At 46.1% G+C, this 17,296-nt stretch carries 10 protein-coding genes; 6 read left to right on the forward strand and 4 right to left on the reverse strand.

Annotated elements, in window-relative coordinates; genetic code table 11:
- Nucleotides 1-111: 111 nt before the first annotated feature.
- From HUB64_RS08660 to HUB64_RS08675, 4 genes are all read right to left on the reverse strand, one after another.
- The gene (locus HUB64_RS08660; protein ID WP_173496819.1) at nt 112-3,159 is read right to left on the reverse strand and encodes an efflux RND transporter permease subunit; all 3,048 of its coding nucleotides are present in this window, start codon (nt 3,157-3,159) and stop codon (nt 112-114) included.
- Nucleotides 3,156-6,407, reverse strand: coding sequence for an efflux RND transporter permease subunit (locus HUB64_RS08665; protein WP_173496820.1), 3,252 nt, complete (start codon nt 6,405-6,407; stop codon nt 3,156-3,158). Before HUB64_RS08665 ends, HUB64_RS08660 begins: the two co-directional genes overlap by 4 nt.
- 12 nt (nt 6,408-6,419) lie before the next feature.
- On the reverse strand, nt 6,420-7,484 hold the full coding sequence (locus HUB64_RS08670) for an efflux RND transporter periplasmic adaptor subunit (RefSeq protein WP_105252698.1): 1,065 nt from the start codon (nt 7,482-7,484) through the stop codon (nt 6,420-6,422).
- A 578-nt stretch (nt 7,485-8,062) separates the two neighbouring features.
- Nucleotides 8,063-9,349: a citrate synthase gene (locus HUB64_RS08675; RefSeq protein ID WP_105252697.1), complete on the reverse strand. Its 1,287-nt coding sequence runs from the start codon at nt 9,347-9,349 to the stop codon at nt 8,063-8,065.
- Between the two features lie 414 nt (nt 9,350-9,763).
- Here HUB64_RS08675 and sdhC point away from each other — a divergent pair, with 414 nt between their 5' ends.
- The 6 genes from sdhC (at nt 9,764) to odhB (ending at nt 17,254) form a co-directional block, all read left to right on the forward strand.
- Nucleotides 9,764-10,159, forward strand: a complete 396-nt coding sequence (gene sdhC, locus HUB64_RS08680) for a succinate dehydrogenase, cytochrome b556 subunit (RefSeq protein ID WP_012089416.1) — start codon at nt 9,764-9,766, stop codon at nt 10,157-10,159.
- Complete coding sequence (gene sdhD / locus HUB64_RS08685; RefSeq protein WP_028759700.1) at nt 10,153-10,500, forward strand: succinate dehydrogenase, hydrophobic membrane anchor protein; 348 nt, start codon at nt 10,153-10,155, stop codon at nt 10,498-10,500. The genes sdhC and sdhD overlap by 7 nt, the downstream gene beginning before the upstream one ends.
- The gene (gene sdhA / locus HUB64_RS08690) at nt 10,501-12,267 is read left to right on the forward strand and encodes a succinate dehydrogenase flavoprotein subunit (protein ID WP_105252695.1); all 1,767 of its coding nucleotides are present in this window, start codon (nt 10,501-10,503) and stop codon (nt 12,265-12,267) included.
- Between the two features lie 11 nt (nt 12,268-12,278).
- Nucleotides 12,279-12,986 (forward strand): succinate dehydrogenase iron-sulfur subunit, encoded by a 708-nt coding sequence (locus HUB64_RS08695; protein WP_028759701.1) that lies wholly within the window; start codon nt 12,279-12,281, stop codon nt 12,984-12,986.
- A 214-nt stretch (nt 12,987-13,200) separates the two neighbouring features.
- Nucleotides 13,201-16,032, forward strand: a complete 2,832-nt coding sequence (gene sucA / locus HUB64_RS08700; RefSeq protein WP_028759702.1) for a 2-oxoglutarate dehydrogenase E1 component — start codon at nt 13,201-13,203, stop codon at nt 16,030-16,032.
- A 31-nt stretch (nt 16,033-16,063) separates the two neighbouring features.
- Nucleotides 16,064-17,254 carry a 2-oxoglutarate dehydrogenase complex dihydrolipoyllysine-residue succinyltransferase gene (gene odhB, locus HUB64_RS08705; RefSeq protein WP_006081977.1) on the forward strand — a complete coding sequence of 397 codons (1,191 nt, stop codon included), beginning with the start codon at nt 16,064-16,066 and terminating at the stop codon, nt 17,252-17,254.
- Nucleotides 17,255-17,296 lie beyond the last annotated feature (42 nt).

Raw genomic sequence — 17,296 nt, forward strand, 5'->3', positions numbered from 1 at the left:
AATTCGTAAAAGAAAAAAGGCCGCACAGCAGCCTTTTTATTACAAATTCAATGGCATATTAAGTTGTCGAAGATTGCTGAACTGTTCAAGAACATCAGCTATCCAAGACAACTAAACCGTCCAAGGTAACAGTTTTTTGGCAAAGTGATCGGCTTGGCCTAAGCGAATCGCTGCGCGGTGACGCATCCGATAAAATGCTTGATAGCACAGGGGGACTAAGTACAAACTAGTCACTGTCGAGAACGATAAGCCACCGATAATGGCGATTGCCATGGGGTAATATGGCGGGCCGCCGCCACCGATTTGGGTATCACCCATTGCCAGTGGGACTAATCCCAGTACTGTTGTACCTACTGTCATTAACACTGGCCGCAAACGGGTGATACACACCTCCCGAATGGTGTCAGACAATTTGTCGAGTTCCGGTGTCATCTGATTGATTTGATCCACCAGAACGATACCGTTGTTCACCACTATCCCCATTAAAATCAAGATACCTATCATTGCCATCACAGAAATAGGGGTGCCTGTGATAAACAGCGCCCAGAATACACCTGTGATGGAAAATAGGATCGAGGTAATAATCGCCGTTGGTAATAGTAGAGATTCAAACAACGCCGCCATCACAATATAAATCATCGCGACAGCCAAGAGCATATTAGTCACCATCACGTTCTGATCTTCATCTTGGCGCTCGAAGCCACCACGGAGTGAATAGTCGTAACCATCGGGGAAACGGATATTTTCCATCACTTGCTTGATCTTAGTTTGCGCCTCTTCTGTGGTGAGGTTTTCTAAGTTAGCCCCAATCGACAGCGAGGTTTGGCGATTGAAGTGTTTGATAGTATCGAAGCGGGGTTGGATCTCAATCTTCGCCAGATTATCTAAGGTGTACACTCTTTGGTCGAGGCGTACTATGGGTAACTGCTTGAGTTTCTCAAGTGACTTTTGCCACTCTTTCTCGTAGGCCATTTCGATGCGTAGCTCGCCATTAGGATCGTGGCGGAAGGATCGCAGCGGTGAACCGCGCAGTGCCATGGAGATACTTGAGGCAATTTCATTGAGTTTTAAATCTAACCGCGCCGCCATTTGTCTATCAATGCGGATAATCACTTCTTGCTGAGCGCCATTAAGCTCGGAGCGAACATCTTGCAATCCTTTGATGTTTTGCAACAAAGGAATAACTTGCTCGCTCAAATTAATCAGCTCAGAGGTTGAGCGCCCTGTCAGTGTGACTCGCACGCCAGAGTTGTCATTGCCCCAGCCAAATTGCGGTTTGGCGATGGAATACTTAGGGAAGCCACTGCGGATTTTCTTTTTTAACTCATCCACTGACATAGGTAAGTCTTTCTTCAGCAATATCACCGATGAGCCATCGTCAGAGGCATAATAGCTGTAGACAGAATCAATATGGAATTCCTCTTTATTGTTATAAAGATACTCTTCCATTTGGTTGACCATTGCCTCAGTGACATTGAGATTATGTCGACCTTCTACTTGGTAGTTAATGTAGATTCGTTCATTGCTCTCGCTGTCTTCTTGATCCTGTTTAACCATAGATAGCGGCAGGGCGGTGGATGCGAGTATCGCTACAGCAATCACGCCTGAACGCCAAGGTCTGAGCAATACCCAATCTAGGGTATTATTGTAAAAACGTTGTAATTTACCCGCATCCTTTTCGGGGGCGATGTTGAAGTGAAACTTAGTCAACATCAAAGGGATTAAGGTTTTTGCGACCAATAGCGACGCGGCGAGTGAAATACAAATCGCAATAGCAACATGCTCTAGAAAAATAGTGATCTCGACTTTTACGCCAAAAATATTAGGTAAAAATACAATGGCGGTTGTCATTGTGCCTGCCAATACCGCCAGAGACACTTTATCGACCCCCGTCATGACTGACTCTTCATTGTCTTTAGGGTGTTTACCTTGTTTTTCCTGCAGTACGCTCTCAGTGACGACCACAGCGTTATCAATCAGCATACCGACGGCGAGCAGGAGTCCCATCATAGACAGAATATTCAAGCTGTAACCGAGTAGATACATAGCGGCGAGCGTCATACCGATTGAAATAGGCACGGATGACACAACCACTAAAGTCATTTTCAAATTACGCAGGAATAAGTACAGCACTACAAAGGACAGCAGTGCACCGATTAACCCTGAAAGCAGCAAATCCATTAGTGAAGATTTTACTCCAGAGGCTTGATCCTCCATGATAAATAGGCGAATACCTTGGAACTGTTGGTCTTGCTTAGCAAGTTCAATCACCTTCATGACACGGTCTGACACTTCGACTAAGTTAGCGCCAGATTCCTTAAACACATCCAAACCCACGGCATAGTGCTTATCTAAATGTCGACCTTCGATACGTTCAGGTAGGGCAAATTGCACATCGGCGATATCGCCTAAGGTCAATCCGGGGATCAGTACTAGTGCTTTGATATCTTCAAGGTTTCTAAACTCACCCTTAGGTGAAACTTGATAAACGATATTACTGGCCCTGAGTGTACCTGCGCTCAGCACAAAGTTCTCTCTGCCGAGACGTTGTTGCAAATCCGTGGCTGAAAATCCACTGGCGGCAAGGCGATCGGCATTGATGCGTACCTCAATTTGCTTTTGCTCAACGCCGTACAGGCTGACCTTAGAGACACCTTCAACACGTTCAAGCGGACGCTTGAGCTGTTTATCGAGTAGATCGAATGCACCTGAAAGCTCACGATCACTTGAGATGCGTATGGTGAGCACAGGCATGTCGGCGGTGGAGAATTGTCGGATAAAGACCCGCTCCACATCCTTGGGCAGTAAATGCCGCACAGCATCGATTTTTTCCCGCGCTTCTAAGCTCTTAGTGGCAACGTTTTCCCCCCACTTCATGTTGATTTCGATTTCGGCGCCTTCTTGGGAGGATTCTGATTCAAGCTCATCAATCCCCCCCATAGTCGCGAGGGATTCCTCCAGCACTTTGGTAATATCGCGCTCCACTTCAGCAGGGGTCGAGCCTTTGTAAGGCACTTCCACCACTATCTGTGGGATATCAATACCAGGGAACATTTCCAGCGGTAATAGGCGACTCGAGGCGAGACCAAACAGCAAGATAGCAAAGAAGAACATGCTGGTGGTTACGGGGCGCTTAATGGCTAAACGGGTGAGGTTCATGGGCGAGCCTCCTCTACGTTTATATGTGAGCCAGTTACTGCGTATTCTTTACGGTCGAACAGGGCATAGAGCACTGGGAGCACTATTAAGGTCAGTAATGTTGACAAACTCAGACCAAAGATCACCGTAATCGCCATCGGTGCGCGTACCTCTGAGCCATCACCTAGACCTAGCGCCATCGGCAATAAGCCTAAGGTCGTGGTGAGGGTTGTCATCATAATCGGGCGTAGGCGCGATTTAGCTGCATCGCGAATGGCATCAAGTTTTTGAGCACCTTCGCTACGCAGTTGATTGATCCGATCCACAAGCACAATCGCGTTGTTCACGACGATCCCCGCCAACATGATAAGGCCAATAAATACCACCACACTCAAGTTAGTTTGGGTGATATAAAGCCCAAGTACACTGCCACCTAATGCCATAGGTACGGCAAAGAGGATAAGCAAGGGGTGCAGTAGTGATTCAAACTGACTCGCCATGACTAAATACACTAAGAAAATCGCTAAGATAAGGGCAATTTTGAGTGATTGGAACGAGTGCTCCATTTCCTCATTTTGACCACCAAAACGGGCCTGGACCGATGCGGGTAACACTTGTTGCGATAGTATCTGCTGCGCCTGTGCAACCGCATCGCTTAAATCACCATAGGCGAGGTTAGCTGATACGAGAGCTACACGTTGTTGGCTGATGCGGTTAATCGCCGATGGGCCTAATTGTAATGAAACTTCTGCAACTGCGCTTAATGCAATAGGCTGACTGCTATTCGGATTGATGATTAAGGCATCGATATCGCTGATTTGATCCCGCTCTGCGAGTTCACTGCGCACCAGAATATCAATCTTACGGTCACGCACTGTGTATTGACTGGCAACAGTACCACCAACACGTTGGGCAATACGGTTCGCAACCGTTGGCGCATCCATTCCTAGAGCCGCTAACCTTGCATGATCGAAACGGATACTTAGCTCAGGTTGACCATCACGTAGACTGGTGTTCACGTCGGCAAAACGCTCCGATGCGGATAATGCTTTGACGAGACTATCTGCGCTGCGTTTGAGCAAGTTTAAATCGTAACCTGTGAGCTCAATTTCCAGTGGCGTTTTAAAGCTGAATAACTCAGGTTGCTCAATTTTCGCTTCAAGTTCAGGAATACGGCGCGCAGTATCACGTAATACTTGAGTGACTGCGTTATAGGCACTGTGGTCGTTAAGCACCACTTGCAAGCGGCCCCAGTTTTCACCCCCGCGGGCAGTATCCGAAGTCATCAAACCGCCGCTACCTGCTTGGCTATAAGCATGTTTAACTTCAGCTCTGTCTTTAATGGACAGTGCAAGTTGCTGTAATATCTTGTCGGTTTCGCTCACTGCCGTACCCGGCGGCAGTAAGATCTCCACGTAAAACTCACCCTGATTCATTGGCGGAATAAGCTCCATACCAAGTCGTGGTAACAAGCTAATACAAGCGCCTGTTATTGCAATCGTGAGTAACAGCGTTGCTTTTTGTTGGCGCAGCGCCGAGGCCAGAAGCTTGTAATAAACCTTCTCAATACTGTGGTAGACAAAGTTAAATACTGAGCTTAACGGGCGCATCACTAGACCAATAAGCCATGAGAAGAAGCGGCCTAAAATCAACACTAAGGTCAGTAGTGCACTAGGTAAGTAACTAACAATTAATAGAATAGGAAAGGAAAACACAGTCGCGCTATAGTGTTTAAGCTTACCCATTTTAGTGGTGGGTTTATCCTTAGGTGTCGTTTTTATCAGCGCGGGTAAGGTTTTAAAGCCTTCACGTGATGCCAGCATTGGAATGGATGTTAACGCGACTAATAGCGATGCTAACAGCGCAAAAGTGACCGTTAGCGCTTGGTCTGAGAAGAGGGCGCCGGCAATCCCATCCACAAATACTAGCGGCACAAACACCGCAAGAGTGGTGAGTGTTGAGGCAAAAATTGCGCCTGCCACTTCTTTAGTCCCCGTCACTGCAGCTTCTAATTTACTCATGCCTTCGCTACGGCAGCGGTCTATGTTCTCTAATACCACAATGGCGTTATCGACCAAGAGACCGATGGCAAGGGCAATACCACCTAATGACATGATGTTTAAGCTGATATCGGCAAAATACATCATGTTAAAGGTGGCGATGACTGAGAAGGGAATCGAGATAGAAATAATCAGTGTCGGGATGATATTACGCAAGAACAGGTAAATCACTAGCATAGATAACAAGCTGCCCATCAGCGCAGAAGAGGTGACTTCGCTGACCGCACTTTCGATAAACTCAGACTGATCGTAAATCACTTCGAGCTTATTTTGCTTAGGGTCTTGATTGATTTTGACGAGTTCATCGCGCAGTTTTTTGGCGACAGCGACAGTATTTGCATCACCTTCTTTATAAATGGCCAGTTCAATCGATTCTTGACTGCCGATGCGGGTGATGTCACTACGCTCCTTGTAGGCATCTGTGATGGTAGCAACTTCGAATAAACGGACTAAAGCTTGCTCATCGCGATAGACGATCACTTGGCCGAGTTCATCTAATGAGTTGAATTGGTTTAGCGTTCGTACTAAGTATTCGCGATCACCTTGGATCACTTTACCCGCAGAGAGGTTGATGTTTTCCTCATTAATACGACGTTTAATATCATCGGCATTGAGATTGAGCTGCGACAGTTTTTCTTGATTGAGCTGAATATGCACTTCTTGCTCTAGGCCGCCAGATAAACGCACTGCGGCGACCCCAGATAGCGCCTCTAAACGACGCTTAAGCTCTTCCTCTGCATAGGTGCGCATTTGTTTGAGATCGGCTTCTGAGGCATTGGGCACAGACAGCGCAAGACGCATAATGGGGTCGAGATTGGGGTTAAAACGCAGTAATAAGGGCTTTTTAACATCAAGTGGCAGAGCGATAGTGTCGAGCTTTTCACGTACATCTAAACTCGCCATATCCATTGTTGTGCCCCATTCAAACTCAAGCACCACATCTGACATGCCTGAGCGCGAAATAGAACTGATTTTACGTAAGCCTTTGACCACGCCAACGGCTTCTTCAATTGGTTTAGAGACGAGCTGTTCAACTTCTACTGGCGCCGCGCCGTCATACATAGTGCGAATGGTTAATGTGGGATAGCTTAAGTCTGGCAGTAACTTCACCGCTAGGCGGGAAAATCCCACCATACCGAATAAAATCACTGCCAGCATGAACATCCATACCGTGACTGGCCGTTTAACCGAAGTGCTGATAATTGACATGAAAGGCTCCTATCAGTTCTTAGCGGAAGCAAGATCGAGTGGGGTGATCACTTCGACTAAGGATTGGTCTTTCAAGTTTTGCTGGCCACGTGTAACGACTTGTTCACCGGGATTAATACCTGTAATCACTTCTACCGAATCACCTTCACGGTAGCCAATTTCGACTTCACGACGGTTCGCATTGGTACCATCAATAACATAAAGCGCTTGCTTGTTGTCTTGGTTAATCAAGGCGCTGTAGGGAACGGTAATCACGTTCTCGTGGGTGTCGTATTTGAGCTCAACTCGGGTAAACATGCCAGCTTTAAGGCGTGCCTCTTGATTCGGCACTGCAAGTGTCACCTTAAAGGTGCCACTTTGTGGGTCCACAATCGGGCTTATGCGCAACACTTTGGCGTGGATAGCATTCTTGCTATGTTGATTACTAAACACTTGTGCTTCTTGGCCGAGTTTTAAGCTCGCAAGCTGTTGCTCTGGGAGATGAACAATACCGTGGAGTTCATCTTGGTTGACTATATAAAACAAATCGCCAAATTCCTTCGCCATGTTGCCTGCTTTCACATAACGTTTAGCAACTACGCCGCTAATAGGGGACAGTACGCGGCTTTCTTTTACTTGCAGTTCGGCGAGATCTTTTTTAGCGATAGCGGCTTGCAAGTTATATTCAAGTTTGGCCATTGAATCCGCGCTGATAAATTCTCTGTTGCTCATTTTCTTCAGACGATTTAATTCTTGCTCGATGATTTTGACTTCGGCTTCTGAGCGGTCTAAATCATATTGCTGCCTCTTGGCATCAATAACAGCCAGCACTTGTCCCTTTTGAACGCGGTCACCTTCTTCAACAGCGAGAGATTCAATGAGCCCTGATATACGACTCACTACATTGGCTTCCTGTGGCGCTTCTAAGGTGGCAGTTGTACTGTAAAAAGAAGAAACGTTTCCTTGCATCACTGTAGTGGTTTCGACGGGAATGGCATATTTTTCTTCTTTTTTGACCACTTCTTCCTCACCACAGGCTGCTAGCATCGAAATCATTAGCAGTGGGAGGGTGAATTGAGCAATTTTTGACTTTTCCATAAGAATGTTACCTGTTGTCTTTATTGTGATGTCAGTTGTTAGCAGAAACCATGCCAATGTTTAAATTTGTTTAATTTCAGTCTATTAGCTGTATTTTTGGCTAAGTGTGATTTGTGATTCTTACTAAATGTAGCTAAAAGGTTTAAAAAGTGATGAGAATAACTAAACGCGGTTAATTAAGATTACACAAGTGCGCAATTGCAACAATGTATTTTGTCAGGAGAGGTAATACCAATCGTATTAAATATCTGTTCATTCAGCGGGAGTTCAACGCGCTTTAGACAAGGCGAAGGCTTGAAGGCATAGTGGTGCTCTGTCGAAAGCCTTGAACGCAGTATAAAGCGCGTTGCCATGTAGTGAACATCAGCCGCCCTTCGGGAGCCTCACAGACATCCCACTCCGGTGTTGCATTGACTCAAAAGGGAATAACCATTTCTGCGTCAATGCGCCTTGGATTGAAATGCCTGTGAGGCTCTGAACTGATTAGATATTTAATGTGATTGGTATAAGTTTAAAAGAGGATTATTTGAAATGAAAAAAGCGCCCTTAGGCGCTTTTTAATGCGTAAGTCGTGGGACTTAGCGTTTGTCTTGTGCGACGAAATCACGCGCAGTTTCACCAGTATATAACTGACGTGGACGGCTGATTTTGTGGCCTGGTTGATCTAACATTTCTTTCCAGTGAGCAATCCAGCCTACAGTACGTGCCAGTGCGAAAAGCACAGTGAACATACTGGTTGGAATACCAATGGCTTTCATAATGATGCCAGAGTAGAAGTCGACGTTTGGATACAGCTTTTTAGAAATGAAGTATTCGTCTTCAAGTGCAATGCGCTCAAGCTCCATTGCCACATCCAAGAGTGGATCTTGTACTTTCAGTTCTTTCAGCACTTCATGACAGGTTTCACGCATCACTTTGGCTCGTGGGTCAAAGTTTTTGTAAACACGGTGTCCAAAGCCCATCAGACGGAAAGGATCATTTTTATCTTTAGCGCGTTCAATGAATTCAGGAATACGGTCTACTGAACCGATTTCTTCTAACATTTGCAAACAGGCTTCGTTAGCGCCGCCGTGTGCAGGGCCCCAAAGAGATGCGATACCCGCTGCGATACACGCAAATGGGTTTGCACCTGAAGAACCGGCTAAACGTACTGTTGAAGTCGATGCGTTTTGTTCATGATCTGCATGTAAAATGAAGATCCTGTCCATTGCACGTTCAACAATAGGGTTCACGACGTATTCTTCGCACGGTACAGCAAACATCATGCTTAAGAAGTTGCCCGCATAGCTTAAGTCATTACGTGGGTACACGAATGGCTGGCCTGAAGAATACTTGTAGCACATGGCTGCTATCGTAGGCATTTTTGAGACTAAGCGATAAGCGGCGATTTCGCGGTGACGTGGATCGTTAACATCCAGAGAGTCTTGGTAAAATGCAGATAATGCACCCGTCACACCACATAACATGGCCATAGGATGCGCATCACGACGGAAACCTCTAAAGAAGAAGGCTAGCTGCTCGTGAACCATAGTGTGGGTTTTAACTGTATGTACAAACTCAGTATATTGCGCCTTGGTCGGCAGTTCACCGTAAAGCAGCAAATAACACAGGTCTAGGTAATCGGAGTCAACGGCAAGTTGATCGATTGGATAGCCACGGTGTAACAATATACCTAGATCACCATCAATATAGGTAATTGCAGATTCACAGGAGGCAGTCGCAAGAAAACCTGGATCAAAAGTAAAGTAACCTTTGCTGCCAAGTTTACTGATATCGATTACGTCAAAACCAGCGGTTCCCTGCTTTACTGGCAATTCTATCGAGTCGTTCCCTGGTAATTCTAATTTGGCTTTTAAATCAGCCATACCCCGTTCTCCTTACTTAGTTCTTATCTGTGAGTGCGGCATGTCAAACCGCCATTACTTTACAGCCATTCTAGATCACATTTCAATTTAAATAAGCGTTTAAATTTGTTAGACCATGGTATAAAAGCCTTTACTTTTCTATTTGTAACTGGCACTTACAGTAAAAAATAGTCAAAAAAACATAATTTGCATTCTGTGATGTTTGTATTTGACATTTGCCGCGAGTATACTTGCCTCGCCCAATAAGGGCCGCAAACAACGATTATAAAGCACCCTTTGTTTACATGTTAAATGAGTGCGTGCTCAGATAGTTAACTGTTTGTTTAAACTTTGCTTTTGTGTTTACTTTTGCAGTGATCAACCTCCTGTTTAAAGTTTGTACAAAAGCGGTTCACATAACAAAAAAAATGCTCAATGGAGCTGAGTGAGCAGAACGTGAAAAAGCAAAGACCTGTCCATTTAGATCTGCAGACCATTCGCTTTCCTGCAACAGCGATTGTGTCAATTCTTCACCGTGTTTCCGGTGTCATCATGCTGTTCGCAGTTGGCATTCTCATTTGGTTGCTAAATTCATCTTTAGCATCAGCTGAAAGTTTCGCTGGCGTACAGTCTCTATTCGATAACTTCGTGATGAAGTTTATCCTGTGGGGCATTATGACTGCACTGGCGTATCACTTGTTTGGTGGCCTGCGCCACTTAGTAATGGATACCGGTCGTTGGGAAGAATTGTCATCGGGTGCCGCATCAGCGAAAGCTGTATTTGCCTTAACGGTAGCCTTTTCAATCATAGCGGGGATCTGGGTATGGTAACCAATGCAGCAAGTTTTGGACGCAGTGGTGTTCATGACTATATTCTACTACGCGCTAGTGCAGTGATCCTCGCCTGTTACACCATTTTCTTGGTTGGCTTTATTGCATGTAGTTCCCCTCTCACCTACGACGTCTGGCATGGCCTATTTAGTGCTCTGCCAATGAAAGTGTTTACACTTCTGACGCTGGTAGCCTTATTAGTACATGCTTGGATTGGTGTATGGCAAGTGCTGACAGATTACGTTAAGTGCACGTCGTTACGTGGTGTTTTACAGTTCACCTTTGTCGTTACCGTATTTTGTTATTTAGCGGCCGGCATTGTTATTGTGTGGGGTGTCTAAGTGAGTATTCCAGTACGCGAATTTGATGCTGTAGTGATCGGTGCCGGTGGCGCTGGTATGCGTGCAGCGCTGCAGATTTCCAAAGAAGGTAAAAGCTGTGCGCTTTTATCAAAAGTATTCCCAACCCGTTCTCATACCGTATCTGCGCAGGGTGGTATCACTGTTGCGTTAGGTAATGCCCATGAAGATCATTGGGAACAACACATGTACGATACCGTGAAAGGTTCCGATTTTATCGGTGACCAAGAAGCGATCGAGTTCATGTGTAAAACCGGTCCTGAAGCCGTGATTGAACTTGAGCAAATGGGTTTGCCTTTCTCTCGTTTCGAAAATGGTACGATTTACCAACGTCCATTTGGTGGTCAATCTAAGAACTTTGGTGGCGAGCAGGCTGCGCGTACTGCGGCAGCTGCCGACCGTACTGGTCATGCTTTGCTTCACTGTTTATACCAACAAAACGTTAAGCATAAGACGCAAGTCTTCTCAGAATGGTATGCATTAGATCTCGTTAAAAACGATGATGGCGCCGTTGTGGGTTGTACTGCGATTGAAATTGAAACGGGCGATATCGTTTATTTCAAAGCTAAAGCAACGATTCTTGCGACCGGTGGTGCAGGGCGTATTTACGCTTCGACGACTAACGCGCATATCAACACCGGTGACGGCGTTGGTATGGCAATGCGTGCTGGCGTGCAAATGCAAGACATGGAAATGTGGCAATTCCACCCAACCGGCATCGCCGGCGCGGGTGTACTTGTGACTGAAGGTTGTCGTGGTGAAGGCGGTTATCTGCTGAACAAAGACGGCGAGCGTTTCATGGAGCGTTATGCCCCTAACGCGAAAGATTTGGCATCACGTGACGTGGTAGCACGTTCAATGATGACTGAAATCCGCGAAGGTCGTGGTTTAGACGGTCCATTAGGCCCACACTGTTTACTGAAGCTTGATCACTTAGGTAAAGAAACATTAGAAGCACGTTTACCAGGCGTGTGTGAATTGTCTCGTACTTTTGCCCATATCGATCCAGCCGATGGTCCAATTCCAGTACTACCAACGTGTCATTATATGATGGGCGGTCTACCAACTAAGGTCAGTGGTCAAGTTATTCGTAAGAATGAAGACGGCACTGAACAAGATGTTATTGGTCTGTTCGCTGTGGGTGAGATTGCCTGTGTATCTGTACATGGTGCAAACCGTTTAGGTGGTAACTCACTGCTTGATTTAGTGGTCTTTGGCCGCGCAGCGGGTCAGCATTTAGGTAAAGCTTTGGATGAGACTGACGATCCAAAAGACGCAAGTGATGCGGATATTGCTGCCTCTCTTGCGCGTCTGAATCGTTGGGAAAGCAACAAAGATGGCGAAGATCCAGCGCAAATCCGTAAGGATCTGCAACTGTGTATGCAATTAAACTTCTCTGTATTCCGTCGTGGCGATGCTATGGCTGAAGGGTTAGAGCAGTTGAAAGTGATTCGTGAACGTCTTGCAAATGCTAAATTGTCTGATAACTCTCGTGAATTCAATACTCAACGTATTGAATGTTTAGAGTTAGATAACTTGATGGCAACGGCAATCGCCACGGCTTATGCGGCTAACTTCCGTACCGAAAGTCGCGGTGCTCACTCACGTGAAGATTATTTAGAGCGTGATGATGAGAACTGGTTATGCCACAGCTTATTTGACCCAATCACTGAAACGATGGATCGTCGTGCAGTGAACATGGCACCTAAGTTACGTGAAGCATTCCCGCCGAAGAAACGTACCTACTAGGAGTTGCAAAGATGAAATTGACATTTGCAGTTTATCGCTACAATCCTGACGTAGATACTAAACCGTATATGCAGGATTACAGCTTAGAAGTGGCTGAAGGCTCTGACATGATGGTGCTCGATGCACTGATCAAGTTGAAAGAGCAAGATCCGACTTTGTCATTCCGTCGCTCATGCCGTGAAGGCGTGTGTGGTTCAGACGGCGTGAACATGAATGGTAAGAATGGTCTGGCGTGTATTACCCCAATTTCAACCTTTAAAGGTAAGAAATTAGAAATACGTCCATTACCAGGTATGCCAGTTGTTCGTGACTTAGTTGTTGATTTAACTCAGTTCTATAAGCAGTATGAGAAGATCAAGCCTTACCTCATCAATGATGAGAAACAACCTGCTCGTGAACACTTACAATCCCCTGAAGAGCGTGCTCATTTAGATGGTTTGTACGAATGTATCATGTGTGCCTGTTGTTCTACGGCTTGCCCATCATTCTGGTGGAATCCTGATAAGTTTATCGGTCCAAGCGGTCTGCTTCACGCATATCGTTTCTTGATCGACAGTCGCGATACAGCTACAGAAGAACGTTTATCTGAGCTGGACGACGCCTATAGCGTGTTCCGTTGCCATGGCATCATGAACTGCGTTGACGTTTGTCCAAAAGGTCTTAATCCGACTAAAGCAATTGGTCATATTAAGTCCATGCTGTTGAAGCGAGCAGTGTAATGCGAGAACCCGAGCTGAAACCAATAATAATATAGCTCTTGAAGAGTCACTTTCTGGTAGCAGAAGGTGACTCTTTTGCGTATGTAATGGAAGACAACGCGCCGTATATCTGGACATCTAGGGGCGGCAGAAATTATGCGTCGAAGGTAATCTCTACAGACTGCATATTTAATACTATGGCTAAGCACGTGTATAAAGTTTGAAAGGAATAGAAATGCACCAAGGCATCATGAAAGCCTGGCTCGAATCATCTCACTTAAGTGGTGCAAATTCGACCTACGTAGAAGAGATGTATGAAGCCTATCAAGAAGACCCACAGTCAGTCGCTGATGATTGGCGTGCGGTATTTGATAATCTCCCTCCTGTGAACGGTGCCTCTGTTGATGCGCCTGAAGCTGCTCACTCAAAAGTACGTGATTATTTTCGCAGTTTAGCGTTAGAAGGACGCCATAAGAGCTCAGCTCGTGTGACGGATCCTGAAATGGATGCTAAACAAGTTAAAGTCCTGCAATTAATTAACGCCCATCGTTTCCGTGGTCACCAAGGTGCTAATCTTGATCCCCTCGAATTGTGGAAACGTGAACCCGTAGCTGATTTAGATCCTGCCTTCCACGGCTTGACTAAAGAAGACATGGAACGTGAGTTTAATACAGGTTCTTTTGCTCATGGTGGCGAAACCATGAAGCTCGCGGATTTGGTAAAAGCGCTGAAAGCCACCTACTGTGGTTCTATCGGTGCTGAATATATGCACATTACCGATACCGATGAGAAACGCTGGATCCAACAACGTCTCGAACCTTCCTTAGGTAAAGCTAACTACGATAAAAGTGTTAAGACACGCATTCTTGAAGGCCTTAACGCCGCAGAAGGTATTGAAAAATACTTAGGTGCTAAATTCCCTGGTGCGAAACGTTTCTCGTTAGAAGGCGGTGATGCGTTAGTGCCTATGATGCGCGAAATTATTTATCGTGCAGGTGAAGCCGGTACGAAAGAAATCGTTGTCGGTATGGCTCACCGTGGTCGTCTGAACGTGTTAGTGAACGTATTAGGTAAGCGTCCAGCTGAACTGTTTGACGAGTTCGCGGGTAAGCATGCTGATACCCACGGTTCTGGTGACGTTAAGTACCATCAAGGTTTTTCCTCTGATTTTGAAACGCCGGGCGGCAATGTGCACTTAGCACTGGCCTTCAACCCATCGCACCTTGAAATCGTTAACCCTGTGGTCATTGGCTCTGTACGTGCCCGTCAAGATCGTCGCGGTTGTAAGGATGGCTTACAAGTCATGCCTATTACTATCCACGGTGACTCTGCAATTGCGGGTCAAGGGATAGTACAAGAGACATTCAACATGTCTCAAACCCGTGGCTTTAAAGTCGGCGGCAGTATTCGTATCGTAGTGAACAACCAAGTGGGTTTCACGACGTCTAACCATGCGGATACTCGTTCGACTGAATACTGTACTGACATCGCTAAGATGGTTCAGGCACCGATTTTCCACGTTAACTCTGATGATCCTGAAGCCGTTGCTTTTGTGTCGCAGTTAGCCGTTGATTATCGTAACGAGTTCAAACGTGATGTGGTGGTTGAATTGGTGTGTTATCGCCGTCATGGCCATAACGAAGCCGATGAGCCAAGTGCAACTCAGCCGCTGATGTATGCCAAGATCAAGAAACACCCAACGCCACGTAAGATTTATGCAGACAAGCTAATCGCTGAAAACGTGATGGCTGCTGATGATGTGACTGGTCTTATCAATAATTACCGTGATGCATTAGATCAAGGTGATTGTGTAGTTAAAGAATGGCGCCCAATGACGCTGCATTCTGTTGATTGGACACCGTATATTGGTCGTGAGTGGGACGAAGCGTATCAAGCCTCTATGTCGGCTGAGCGTTTACAAAGTCTGGCTGACAAACTGAGCTATGTACCTGAAAGTCATCCATTGCAATCACGGGTTGCTAAGATTTATAGCGACCGTTTAGCGATGGCAAAAGGCGAGAAGCCACTCGATTGGGGTTTTGCAGAAACGCTGGCTTATGCCTCAATTCTGGAAGACAACAAGCGTGTACGTATTACAGGTCAGGATTCTGGCCGCGGTACTTTCTTCCATCGTCATGCTGTATTGCACAATCAAAACGATGGCACGACTTACATGCCACTGCGCAATATTGCTGATGAACAAGGCCCAATTGATATTACTGACTCAGTATTATCTGAAGCCTCAGTACTGGCGTTTGAGTATGGTTATGCCACAGCAGAACCCGGTGGATTGACTATTTGGGAAGCGCAGTTTGGTGACTTTGCTAACTGTGCCCAAGTGGTAATCGATCAGTTCTTGTCATCGGGTGAGCAGAAGTGGGGCCGTTTATGTGGTCTGACTATGTTGTTACCCCATGGCTATGAAGGTCAAGGCCCTGAGCATTCAAGCGCCCGTTTAGAGCGTTTCTTGCAGATGTGTGCTAACCACAATATGCAAGTGTGTGTGCCTTCAACACCTGCACAGGTCTACCATATGTTGCGCCGCCAAGTGGTGCGTCCTATGCGTCGACCACTTATCGTCATGTCGCCTAAGTCATTACTACGTCATCCATTAGCAGTTTCAAGCTTGGAAGAATTAGCCAATGGCAGTTTCCAAAATGTGATCGGTGAAATCGATACGTTGGAAGCAAGCAAGGTTGACCGAGTTGTCTTCTGCAGTGGTAAGGTTTACTTCGAGCTGCTGGAAAAACGTCGTAAAGAAAATATCACTAACGTAGCGTTAATCCGTGTCGAACAGTTATATCCGTTCCCACATGATGAAATGATCGTTGCTTTGGCTGATTACCAACATGTGAAAGATTTTGTTTGGTGTCAGGAAGAGCCACAGAACCAAGGTGCTTGGTACTCTAGTCAACACCATTTCTGGGCCGCGGTTCCTGCAGGTGCACAGTTAACTTATGCTGGTCGTGAAGCGTCAGCTGCACCAGCGTGTGGTTACCCTGAGTTGCACACACATCAGCAAGAATCTTTAGTGAACAGTGCCCTGAAACTTACAATCACACTGTAGTAATAGACATTTTATAAAAGGATAGTTTTTCATGAGTATCGAAATCAAGGTACCCGTACTACCAGAATCTGTTGCCGATGCCACGATTGCCACTTGGCATGTGAAAGTGGGCGAGCAAGTTTCTCGTGATCAAAACCTGGTTGATATTGAAACCGATAAAGTGGTTCTTGAAGTGGTTGCGCCAGAAGATGGCCACATTGGCGAGTTTTTATTTGAAGAAGGCGCCACTGTTCTGGGTGAACAAGTGATCGCTAAATTTATCGCCGGTGCTGTATCGGGCAAAGAAGTCACTAAAGCGCAAGCTGAAGCGGCAACGCCTGCAGCTGAAACCAGCGATGAAAGCAGTGATGCGCTAAGCCCATCTGTTCGCCGTTTACTGGCAGAGCACAATGTTGATGCCAGCAAAGTAAAAGGCACTGGTGTGGGTGGTCGTATTACGAAAGAAGACGTAGAAGCCTTTGTTAAGTCTGCGCCTAAAGCAGCGGCGCCAGCAGCACCTGCTGTAGCTCCGTTAGCGGCTGGCCGTAGCGAGAAGCGCGTGCCAATGACACGTCTGCGTAAGACAATCGCAAACCGCTTGTTAGAAGCGAAAAACTCTACCGCTATGCTCACGACGTTTAACGAAGTGAACATGAAGCCAATCATGGATATCCGTAAGCAATACCAAGATATCTTTGAAAAGCGCCACGGTATCCGTTTAGGCTTTATGTCTTTCTACATCAAAGCCGTGACTGAAGCGCTGAAACGTTTCCCAGAAGTCAACGCGTCTATTGATGGCGATGATATCGTTTATCACAACTACTTCGACATCAGCATCGCAGTATCAACACCACGTGGTCTGGTAACACCAGTGTTACGTGACACTGATACTATGAACTTAGCTGAAATCGAAAAAGCCGTTCGTGACTTAGCTCTTAAAGGCCGTGACGGTAAGCTGACTGTGGCTGACATGACTGGCGGTAACTTCACTGTGACTAACGGTGGTGTTTTCGGTTCACTGATGTCTACACCGATCCTTAACCTGCCACAAAGTGCGATTTTAGGCATGCATGCCATTAAAGATCGCCCAATGGCAGTCAATGGTCAGGTTGAAATCCTGCCCATGATGTACCTAGCACTCTCATATGACCATCGTATTGTTGATGGCCGTGAGTCTGTTGGTTTCTTGGTTGCGATTAAAGACTTCCTAGAAGACCCAACTCGTCTGCTGCTTGATCTGTAACACAACTCGATAAGAGATTGCGCTTAAAGAAATAGCCAGACA

The organism is Shewanella sp. ISTPL2 (assembly GCF_013283205.1).
Lineage (GTDB): Bacteria > Pseudomonadota > Gammaproteobacteria > Enterobacterales > Shewanellaceae > Shewanella > Shewanella oncorhynchi.